2 protein-coding genes are annotated in these 1468 nt (G+C 63.9%); both read right to left on the reverse strand.

All coding sequences use genetic code 11. The features are described 5' to 3' along the window. Positions 1 to 30 precede the first annotated feature (30 nt). Entirely contained in the window at positions 31 to 1038 is a 1008-nt protein-coding gene (locus NJE57_RS19905; protein ID WP_319030222.1) for an IS3 family transposase, read from the reverse strand. Further along, the gene (locus NJE57_RS19910) at positions 996 to 1412 is read right to left on the reverse strand and encodes a hypothetical protein (protein WP_319030223.1); all 417 of its coding nucleotides are present in this window, start codon (positions 1410 to 1412) and stop codon (positions 996 to 998) included. Before NJE57_RS19910 ends, NJE57_RS19905 begins: the two co-directional genes overlap by 43 nt. Positions 1413 to 1468 lie beyond the last annotated feature (56 nt).

Raw genomic sequence — 1468 nt, forward strand, 5'->3', positions numbered from 1 at the left:
CGGTAGCTGTCAACCTGTTTGAGGCAGTTGCTAGTTTGCGGGTTGGTGCTCGTTGGGCTTGTTGATCCAGGATTTGTCGTGCACGGATTGGGCGCGTGGGCGTCGGTGGTAGCGGTGCGGGTTCTTGCGCCAGGACCGGGTGAGCAGTCGTTGGCGTCGTCGCTGGTCCACGGTCCAGGTGTCGTGGTGGACTGATTCGGGTGTGTAGTGCCCGATTCCAGAGTGCCGGTGCTCGGTGTTGTAGGCGTTGATGAAGCCGGTGACCCAGGCGCGGGCGTGGTCGATGTCTCTGAACTCGCGAGGGTAGTCGAGCGTGTATTTCATCGTCTTGAACTGGGATTCGGAGAACGGGTTGTCGTTGGAGACCCGCGGCCGTGAGTGCGACTGGATGATGTGCCGATCAGCGAGGGCATGCTTCATTGCGTCGCTGGTCATCGCCGAGCCGCGGTCAGCGTGAAGCACCTCCAGATCCGCGTCATGCCGGGTCAACGCCTCGGTGAACATCTCCTTGGCCAGGTCTGCGTCTTCGGCCGGTTCCAGGCGCCATCCCACCACGTAGCGGCTGAACACATCGAGCATCGTGTAGAGCTTGAAGCTGCGGCCACGGTCGATCGAGCGCAGGTCCGTGATGTCCCAGGACCAGACCTGATTGGGCCGTTCGGCGCACAGCACCGGAATCGCGGTCGACTTGTGGCGGGCCTGGGCGCGACGATCCCCGGACAGCTGCCGAGCCCTGGCCACCCGGTGCCAACTGGACTCCGAGGCAATGAACACCCCCTGGTCGAAGAGCCGGAAGAACACCTGGGACACACTCAGATCGATGTACAGCTCATCGGATAGGTACGCCTGGATCTGTGCACGCTCGTCGGCGGTCAGGGTCGCCGGCTGCACCCTGTCCCGCTGCGGGATCGGTTCGACTGTCGTGGCCGGCGGACAAAGCAGCCGGTACCAGGTCGCCCGCGAGATGCCCATCAGAGCGCACGCGGCGATGGTGGTCAGTCCGTCGGCGATGAGGTCGGCGACCGCCGTGCGACGGATTGCTTCTTCAGCGGCTCGGTCTCCGCGCTCTCGGCAAGCCTCTCCAAGAGCGCGTGCGCTTTTCCCGACGACTCCAATGCCGCCTTCAAGATCTCCTGATCCGCCTGCGCTTTGGCCAGCTCCTGTCGCAGCCGGATGATCTCGGCACTCTGACGTTTGGGTGTCATCGCTCCTCGTCCCTGCCATCCCGTGGCCGATGGACCGAATAGATCGTTGTCCCGGGCATGGGCCCACCTGTGAATCGTGACCAGCCCCACCTGGTTCCGGCGGGCGACCACAGCTCTCTGGCCCTGCGGCGCCGCCTCATACTCGGCAACGATCCGCAGCTTCTCCTCCACAGTGCGCTTCGGGATCTTCCCTGTCGATCGGGTCATGACAATCACATCCTCACGCCCCCACGGTTTGTCTCACCCCAGGCTGACAGAGAGGG

The sequence above is a fragment of the Dietzia sp. PP-33 genome, assembly GCF_033790845.1.
Classification (GTDB): domain Bacteria; phylum Actinomycetota; class Actinomycetes; order Mycobacteriales; family Mycobacteriaceae; genus Dietzia.